At 73.7% G+C, this 8,392-nt stretch carries 8 protein-coding genes; 3 read left to right on the forward strand and 5 right to left on the reverse strand.

Features of this window, described 5'->3' with window-relative positions; all coding sequences use genetic code 11:
• Positions 1-21: 21 nt before the first annotated feature.
• Together SSNG_RS25780 and SSNG_RS25785 are read left to right on the forward strand one after the other, a co-directional pair.
• Complete coding sequence (locus tag SSNG_RS25780; RefSeq protein ID WP_042801899.1) at positions 22-1,638, forward strand: iron ABC transporter permease; 1,617 nt, start codon at positions 22-24, stop codon at positions 1,636-1,638.
• On the forward strand, positions 1,638-2,657 hold the full coding sequence (locus tag SSNG_RS25785; protein WP_007266851.1) for an ABC transporter ATP-binding protein: 1,020 nt from the start codon (positions 1,638-1,640) through the stop codon (positions 2,655-2,657). Before SSNG_RS25780 ends, SSNG_RS25785 begins: the two co-directional genes overlap by 1 nt.
• Positions 2,658-2,672: 15 nt before the next feature.
• Here the strand turns inward: SSNG_RS25785 and SSNG_RS25790 are convergent, their stop codons facing one another.
• The 3 genes from SSNG_RS25790 to SSNG_RS25800 are packed head-to-tail and all read right to left on the reverse strand — an operon-like array spanning position 2,673 to position 5,553.
• The gene (locus SSNG_RS25790; protein WP_007266852.1) at positions 2,673-3,923 is read right to left on the reverse strand and encodes a cytochrome P450; all 1,251 of its coding nucleotides are present in this window, start codon (positions 3,921-3,923) and stop codon (positions 2,673-2,675) included.
• Between the two features lie 15 nt (positions 3,924-3,938).
• On the reverse strand, positions 3,939-5,333 hold the full coding sequence (locus tag SSNG_RS25795) for an FAD-dependent oxidoreductase (RefSeq protein WP_042801901.1): 1,395 nt from the start codon (positions 5,331-5,333) through the stop codon (positions 3,939-3,941).
• The gene (locus SSNG_RS25800) at positions 5,323-5,553 is read right to left on the reverse strand and encodes a ferredoxin (RefSeq protein ID WP_042801903.1); all 231 of its coding nucleotides are present in this window, start codon (positions 5,551-5,553) and stop codon (positions 5,323-5,325) included. The genes SSNG_RS25795 and SSNG_RS25800 overlap by 11 nt, the downstream gene beginning before the upstream one ends.
• A gap of 65 nt (positions 5,554-5,618) precedes the next feature.
• Between SSNG_RS25800 and SSNG_RS45365 the strand changes: the two genes are divergently transcribed.
• A complete protein-coding gene (locus SSNG_RS45365) occupies positions 5,619-5,999 on the forward strand; it encodes a hypothetical protein (RefSeq protein WP_206731332.1) in 381 nt (126 codons plus the stop codon).
• Between the two features lie 376 nt (positions 6,000-6,375).
• Here SSNG_RS45365 and SSNG_RS25810 read toward each other — a convergent pair whose 3' ends face one another.
• Both SSNG_RS25810 and SSNG_RS25815 read right to left on the reverse strand, forming a co-directional pair.
• Complete coding sequence (locus tag SSNG_RS25810; RefSeq protein ID WP_042801908.1) at positions 6,376-7,281, reverse strand: hypothetical protein; 906 nt, start codon at positions 7,279-7,281, stop codon at positions 6,376-6,378.
• Between the two features lie 115 nt (positions 7,282-7,396).
• Positions 7,397-8,392 (reverse strand): LOG family protein (locus SSNG_RS25815; RefSeq protein ID WP_063749910.1); only part of this gene is annotated, 996 nt, incomplete at its 5' end.

Below are 8,392 nucleotides of genomic sequence, written 5' to 3' on the forward strand. Positions count from 1 at the left end.
ACGGCCGTCAGACTCGCTCTGATGGCCGTGCCGCTCGCCTTCTTCGGACTGTTCTTCGCCTACCCCGTCGCCGCGATCGTCGGCCGGGGGCTCAAGACGGACGAGGGCTGGCAGTTCGGCCGGATCGGCGAGGTCCTCGGCCGGCCCGACATCGGCGGCGTGCTGTGGTTCACCACCTGGCAGGCGCTCGCCTCGACCGCCCTCACCCTGCTCCTCGCGCTGCCCGGCGCCTACGTCTTCGCGCGCCTGGAGTTCCCCGGCAAGCAGGTGCTGCGCGCGCTGGTCACCGTCCCCTTCGTGCTGCCGACCGTGGTCGTCGGCAGTGCCTTCCTGGCGCTGGTCGGGCGGGGCGGGCTGCTCGACGAGCTGTGGGGCGTGCGGCTGGACACCACCGTGTGGGCGATCCTGCTCGCCCACGTCTTCTTCAACTACGCCGTCGTGGTGCGGACCGTCGGCGGGCTCTGGGCGCAGCTGGACCCGCGCCAGGAGGAGGCCGCGCGGGTGCTGGGCGCCGGGCGGTTCGCGGCGTGGCGGCGGGTGGTGCTGCCCGCGCTCGGGCCGGCGGTGGCCGCGGCCTCGCTGATGGTGTTCCTGTTCACGTTCAGCTCCTTCGGCGTCGTGCAGATCCTGGGCGGGCCCGCGTACGCCACGCTGGAGGTGGAGGTCTACCGGCAGACGGCGCAGCTGCTGGACCTGCCGACCGCCGCCGTGCTGACGATGGTGCAGTTCGCGGCCATCGCCGCCGTCCTCGCGGTGCACGCGTGGACCGTGCGCCGGCGGGAGACCGCGCTGCGGCTCGTCGACCCCGCGCGCACCGCGCGTCCGCCGCGCGGGTGGGCGCAGCGGGGGCTGCTGGGCGGGGTGCTGCTGTCGGTGGCGCTGCTGGTGGTGGCGCCGCTGGCGGTGCTGATGGAGCGGTCCTTCGACGCCCCGGGCGGGTACGGCTTCGGCTTCTACCGGGCGCTGCAGGACGCGGGCTCCGGGGGCGGAACGTTTCTGGTGCCGCCGCTGGAGGCGATCTGGAACTCCCTCCGGTACGCGCTGGCCGCCACCGCCATCGCCCTGGTGATCGGGGGGCTCGCGGCGGCCGCCCTGACCCGGCGCGGGGGCCGCTTCGTGCGCGGCTTCGACGCGCTGCTGATGCTGCCGCTCGGGGTGTCCGCCGTGACGGTGGGCTTCGGGTTCCTGATCACCCTGGACGAGCCGCCGCTGGACCTGCGGACCTCGTGGATCCTGGTGCCGCTCGCGCAGGCGCTGGTCGGGGTGCCGTTCGTCGTACGGACCATGCTGCCGGTGCTGCGGGCCGTCGACGGCCGGCTGCGGGAGGCGGCGGCCGTCCTCGGGGCCTCGCCGCTGCGGGCCTGGCGGGAGGTGGACCTGCCGCTGGTGCGGAGGGCGCTGCTGATCGCGGCGGGCTTCGCCTTCGCGGTCTCGCTGGGCGAGTTCGGCGCGACCGTCTTCATCGCCCGGCCCGACCGCCCGACGCTGCCGGTGGCCGTGGCGCGGCTGCTGGGGCGGGCCGGGGAGATGAACTACGGGCAGGCGATGGCCCTGAGCACGATTCTGATGCTGGTGTGCGCGGTGTCCCTGCTGGTGCTGGAGCGGCTGCGACCCGACAAGACCTCGGGAGAGTTCTGATGACCCTGCTCCGGCTCGAAGGGGTGACGGTCCGCTTCGGCGACCGGGCGGTCGTGGACGCGGTCGACCTGGAGGTCGCCGAGCACGAGACCGTGTGCGTGCTGGGCCCCAGCGGCAGCGGCAAGTCCACCCTGCTGCGGGTGGTGGCCGGCCTCCAGCGGGTGTCCGCGGGGCGGGTGCTGCTCGGCGGGGCCGACCAGGCCGGCGTGCCGGTGCACCGGCGCGGGGTGGGCCTGATGTTCCAGGACCACCAGCTGTTCCCGCACCGGGACGTCGGCGGGAACGTCTCCTTCGGCCTGCGCGTGCAGGGCACCCCGAAGGGCTCGTACGGGGCCCGGGTCGCGGAGCTGCTGGAGCTGGTCGGGCTCCCGGGGGCGCAGGGCCGGGCCGTCTCCTCGCTGTCCGGCGGGGAGCAGCAGCGGGTGGCCCTCGCCCGGGCACTGGCCCCCTCGCCCCGGCTGCTGATGCTGGACGAGCCGCTCGGCCAGCTGGACCGGGGGCTGCGCGAGCGGCTGGTGGTCGAGCTCCAGGGGCTGTTCTCCCGGCTGGGCACCACCGTCCTGGCCGTCACCCACGACCAGGGCGAGGCCTTCGCGCTGGCCGACCGGGTGGTGGTGATGCGGGACGGGCGGATCGCGCAGGCCGGGACCCCGCTGGAGGTGTGGCAGCGGCCCGCGTCGGAGTTCGTGGCCCGCTTCCTCGGCTTCGAGAACGTGGTCCCGGGCACGGTGGCCGGTACCGCCGCCGCGACCGCGTGGGGCAGGGTGCCCGTCCCGGCCGGCACTCCCGAGGGGGAGCGGCGGCTGCTGGTCCGCCCCGCCGGGGTGGTGCTGTGCGAGGCCGGGCTGGGCTGCGTGGTGGAGTCCCGGACCTTCCGGGGCACGCACGTGGCCCTGCGGCTGCGGCCCGCGTCGGGGCCCGTACTGGAGGCCGAGTGCGAGCTGGCCACCGCGCCGGCCGTGGGGGACCGGGTCGCGGTGGCGTTCAGCCCGTCGCAGGTCGTCGTCCTGCCGGGCTAGTCCGGGAGGGACGGCCTAGTCCCGGATGCCGTCGACGGCGATCGGCAGGTGGCGCGGGCCGCGCAGGACCGCGTTCTGCCGGTAGGGCGGCGGGTCCTCCAGCAGCCGGGGGTTCTCCAGCCTGCGCGCCAGCTCGCTCAGCGCCAGTGCCGCCTCCAGCCGGGCCAGCGGCGCGCCGAAGCAGCTGTGGATGCCGCTGCCGAGGCCAAGGTGCTGGACGTCCTGGCGGTCCGGGTCGAACCGGTCCGGGTTCTCGAACCGCTTCGGGTCGCGGTTCCCGGAAGCCAGGATCAGCCAGAGCGAGGAGCCCTTGGGGATGGTCACCCCCGCCACCTCGATGTCGGAGAGGGTGCTGCGCTGCGGCAGCAGCTGCACGGGCGGCTCGTAGCGCAGCAGCTCCTCCACGATGGGCACGCCCAGGTCCGGCTCGGCGCGCAGCCGGGCCAGGTGCTGCGGATGCCGCAGCAGGGTGAGCATGCCGTTCGTGATCAGGTTGACGGTGGTCTCGTGCCCCGCGATCAGCAGCAGCGCCGCCGTGCTCAGCACCTCCATGGTGGTCATGGTGCCGTCGGGCCCCTGTGCGGTCGCCAGCTCCGACAGCATGTCCCCGGTGGGGTTCTTGCGCCGCTCCTCGATCAGCCCGGCCAGGTACATGCCGAGCTCCATCCGGGCGCCCTTCGTCTTCTCCGCGCGCACGGCCGGATCGGCGCCCGGATCCGGGTCCAGGCTCGCGGCGAGCGTGTCGGCCCAGACGTGGAAGCGCGCCTCGTCCTCGGGCGGGATGCCCAGCAGCCGGCAGATCACCGTGACCGGGAACGGGTACGAGAACTCCTCGACCAGGTCGATCCGCGAGGGGTCGCCCTCCTTCGCGATCGCGTCGATCAGGCCCTTGACGATGCCGCCCAGCTCACCGCGCATCTGCTCGACGCGGCGCGGCGAGTGCGGCGGCCCGAACGGTCGGTTCGTCATCCGGCGCAGCCGGTCGTGGTCGGGCGGGTCCAGCTTCAGGAAGGAGGGCGGCAGGACGCCCTCCCCCTCGTCCTCGCCCGCCTCGCTCAGCGGGTCTCCCGCGACCGCCGTCAGGTTGCGGGAGTCGGAGCTGATCCGCGGATCGTGCAGCAGGCCCTTGATCTCGTGGTAGGTGCTGAGGACGTACGGGCCGGTCCCGTCGTGGAACACCGGGGTCTTGCGGAGCTCCTCGTACAGGGGGTACGGATCGGCCCGGCTGGAGTAGTCGAGGATCTGCCGCAGGATGCCTTCAGTCATGAGAGGTCCTCGTGCTCAGTTGTGCGCCGGCGTGAACTTCATCCGCCGGTCGGCCGGTGAGTAGCCGCTCAGGGTGATGGTCGGGCCGTGCGTCGGGATCGACGGGTCGGGGAAGTCCGCGTCCAGCGGCCGGTTCCCCTCGGGCCTGCGGTCCACCGTCGAGTAGGGCGGCGGGAACGGCGCCGTCTGCTCGATCTGCTGCTCGTAGAAGTCCAGCCAGCGGCACTGGTCGAAGGTGACGGCACCGATGACGCGCCCCTGGTAGCCGTAGACGCCGACGAAGCGGCGCTCGGCGCGCGAGCCCTGGGTGATGACGATCTCGGTCCCCATCGAGGGGACCCCGACCGACTTGATGTTCACCCCGAACTGGGACGACCAGAAGGCCGGTACCCATACGTGCGGGCGGCGCTCCGCGCTCTCGCTGAGCATGTTGTGCGCGGCCGTCTCGGCCTGGGCGACGGCGTTGCCCCAGTGCTCCAGGGACAGGAACTGGTAGCCGAAGAGGGCGTGCGGGGAGCGGGCCACGTCGCCGGCCACGTAGATGTCGTCGGTGACGATGCCCCAGATGTCGAAGGCCCGGCAGCCCGCGTCGCAGGCGATGCCGCGCGGACCGGCGCCGAGTCCGGACCCGGTCAGCCACTCGGTGTTGCGCTGGGCGCCGAGCGAGACGACCACCACCTCCGCCTCCAGCGTGGTGCCGTCGGAGAGGTGTGCGGAGCGGACCCTTCCGGAGGAGTCGCCCTCCAGGGCCGTCACCATGATCCCGGTGCGCAGGTCCACCCCGTTCTCGCGGTGCATCTCGGCCGCGACCGCGCCGACCACCCCGCCGAGCGCCCCGACCAGGGGCGCGTCGCCGCGTTCCGCCACGGTGACGGCCAGGCCGCGTTCCCGGCAGGCGGAGGCGATCTCGGAGCCGGTGAACCCCGCGCCGATGACGAGGACCCGGCCGGGCCCCGCCGCCAGCGCGCGTTCCAGGGCCGCGCCGTCGTCCCGGGTGCGCAGGACGAAGACCCCGTCGAGGGCGCCCTCCTCCGGTTTGGGCCACGGCCGGGCGCGGACGCCGGTGGCGATCAGCAGCCGGTCGTACTCCACCTCGTCGCCGTCGGCGAGGCGGACCCGGCGGCCCTTCATGTCCAGGCCGGCGGCCGGTACGCCGAGCCGCCACTTGGCGTCGATGTCCAGGCGCCTGGGCAGGGCCGTGCGGTCCGCGGTCGCCTTGCCGAGCAGGACCTGCTTGGACAGCGGGGGCCGGTCGTACGGCTCGTGGGGTTCGTCGCCGATCATCGTCAGGGATCCGGCGAACCCCTTCTCGCGCAGGGTCTCGGCGGCCCGCAGGCCCGCCAGGGAGGCTCCCACGACGACGATGCGGCCTTCGCGCTTGAGCCGCTCCAGGGCTGCGTCACCGCTCACCACGCGCCTCCGCGGTCGACAGGGACCCGTTCACGGCGTCCAGCAGGATGGCCCGGACGGGGCAGGCGTGGACGGCGCGGACGACGTTCTCGCGGTGCTCCTCGTCGGGCTGCGGGTCGTAGAGCAGGGACTCGTCCCCGTGCATGGCGAAGACGTCCGGTGCGAGGAACGCGCACTGCGCGTACCCCTGGCACCGGTTGAGGTCCACGACAAGCCTCATGGGGCATCAGCCTTTCCGTGACCTGTTGCCCCCCACGGACCCCCGACACCCTCCCGTCCTCCAGCATGCGCGCGAGACCCGCGCGCCGCCTGCGGGAGGGGCGGGGGCCGGGCCTCAGGCGCTCCGCCGCAGGTTGTTTTTTTTTTACGTGCAGGCTGACGAGGAGCATCCAGAACGGGAAGACCATCTCGGCCCAGGGCACCCCGGACCCCAGGAGCAGCACCAGCCCGGTGGCGAAGCCCAGCGCGACCAGCGGGCGCGGGAAGAAGCCCAGGCGGCGCCCCATCGTGGAGGTCACGAAGACGAAGACGGCCGCCATGCGCATCGCGTACGTGGTGAGCACGGTGTACGCGAAGGGGCGGCCGAATCCCGACGGAGGGACGGTCTCCTGGAGCACGGTGCCCGCCGCGGCGGCGGCGACGAACAGGGTCCCGACGAAGACGTAGCCGCTGCCGAGGAACACCGCCGCGACGAACCGGTCCTCTCCGCCGCCGGAGTGCGCGCGCAAGGCCCCCATGAACCAGAGGAAGAAGATCCCGGCGAACGGCACGATCTCCAGGGCCAGCCGGACGGCCCAGCGGTCGGCGTCGGCGACCGGGGCGTCGGAGGGGCTCCCGGAGGGGATGGCGAGCCTCATCAGCACGATCGCCACCGCGAGCAGCACGGCGAAGACGAGCCCGGCCGTCCCGGCGGCCCGTGGCGTGCGCATCCGCGTGGTGGTGGACTCCATGCCCCCAGCAGGCGGCACCCGCCCGGCCCCCGCCACCGGAGGGGCCCACGGGGGTGAATCCCGGCCCGGCCGCGGGGGCCGGGCCGGGAGGGTCAGGCCACCGGTGCCGGAACCGGTTCCTCGGCGGGGTCCTCGGCCCCGTCGTGGTTGCCGTACCAGGCCACCGCGACGGCGCCGGCGACCGCCAGCACGAAGCCGGTCACCGCGAGCCAGGCCAGCCCCGGACGGGAGGCGTCGCCGAGCCACAGGACGCCGATCGCGCCCGGGAGCACCGTCTCGCCGACGACCAGGGCGGCGGTGGCGCCGTTGACCGAGCCGATCTGGAGGGCCACCGTGTGCAGGTACATGCCGCCGATGCCCGCGATCAGGATGGCGTACAGCGCCGGGTCGGTGGCGAGGGTGACCGGGTCGAAGGGGTCCACGCCGTCGAGGATGCGCACGCCGACGCCCAGCGCGCCGAAGGCCAGACCGGACAGCAGGCCCGCCAGGATCGCGGCCCGGGCGCCGAGGAACCGTACGGCCACCGTGCCGCCGACGATGATCAGCAGGGTCACGGCCAGCAGCCACCAGTGCGTGGACATCGGGGCGTGGTGGTCGCCCTCGTGGCCGGCGGCGGTCGCCAGCAGCACCAGCGCCGCGCAGACGACGCCGATCGAGGTCCATTCCTTGCGGGTCAGCCGGATGCCCAGCATCTTCACGCTGAGGACGGCGGTGATGACCAGGTTGGCGCTGATGACCGTCTGGGAGAGGAACAGGGGCAGCATGCGGGCCGCCAGCGCGCCCAGTCCGAAGCCCACGAAGTCCAGGATGGTGCCGACGATGAACTCCCAGGTCATCGCGGCCTTGGCGGTGGAGGTCAGGTTCGGTCCGCCGTGGGCGGTCACGCCGGCGGCGGCCGGTGACATCCGGGCGGCGCGGCGCGAGCCCACGGCTTGCAGGACAGAGCCCGTCCCGTAGCAGATGGACGCCGCGACGGCGGTCAGCAGGCCTATGAGCACAGAAGGCTCCGTTCAACGTCTGGCAGGTAAGGCGGTACCTCTGCCAGACGTCACAACGGGCCGGGAAGTTGCCTCCGCCAGGGAATTCGTTGACCGGTTCTTTGCCCTCGGGGGTTCAGGCCATGGCCGCGAGCGCGTCCGGGACCTCGTCCACCGAGTCCACCAGCGCGATCCGCGACTCCATCGCCCGGCCCGACGACAGCGCCCGCAGCAGCGGCCAGACCGGCAGCCGCTCGGTCCAGTGGGCGCGGTCGACCAGGACCATCGGGGTCGGCTCGGACCGCGACTCGTAGTAGTTCGGCGTGGCGTTGTCGAAGACCTCCTGCACGGTGCCCGCGGCACCCGGCAGGAACACCACCCCCGCGTTGGACCGGGCGAGCAGCCCGTCCTCGCGGGTGGCGTTCGCGAAGTACTTGGCGATCTGCGCCGCGAAGGCGTTCGGCGGCTCGTGGCCGTAGAACCAGGTGGGGATCCCGACCGAGTCCCCGCCGCGGGGCCAGCGCTCCCGTACGGCGAAGGCCGCGCGCGCCCAGTCGGACACGGACGGGCTGAAGGAGGGCACCTTCGCCAGCAGCTCCAGCGCCTCGGGCAGGGCCTCGTCCGGGGCGGGCGCCAGGTAGGCGCCCAGGTTGGCGGCCTCCATCGCGCCGGGGCCGCCGCCGGTGGCGACCGTCAGCCCGGACCGGGCCAGGGTCCGGCCCAGCTCCGCCGCGCCGCGGTACTCCGTGCCGCCGCGGGCCATGGCGTGGCCGCCCATGACGCCGATGACGCGGGCGCCCGCGAGGTGTTCGTCGAGGGCGTCGGAGACGGCGTCGTCGTGGATGGAGCGGAGCATCGAGGAGAAGACGTCGCCGTCGGACCTGGTCTCCTGGAACCAGGCGTACGCCTGGGCGTCCGGGGTGGCCTCGTAGCCTTCGGCCAGACCGGTGAACAGCTCCTCGGCCGTGTACAGCAGACCCCGGTACGGGTTGAACGGCAGGTCCGGTATCGGCGGGAAGACGAGCGCGCCGTCCGCGCGGACCTTCACCGAGGCGTCGGGCTCCATCGCGCAGCCGAGGAACACGGCCGCGGAGGTGTCGGCGGACCGCCGGGCGAAGGTCCGCTCCAGGAG

The organism is Streptomyces sp. C (assembly GCF_000158895.1).
GTDB lineage: Bacteria > Actinomycetota > Actinomycetes > Streptomycetales > Streptomycetaceae > Streptomyces > Streptomyces racemochromogenes.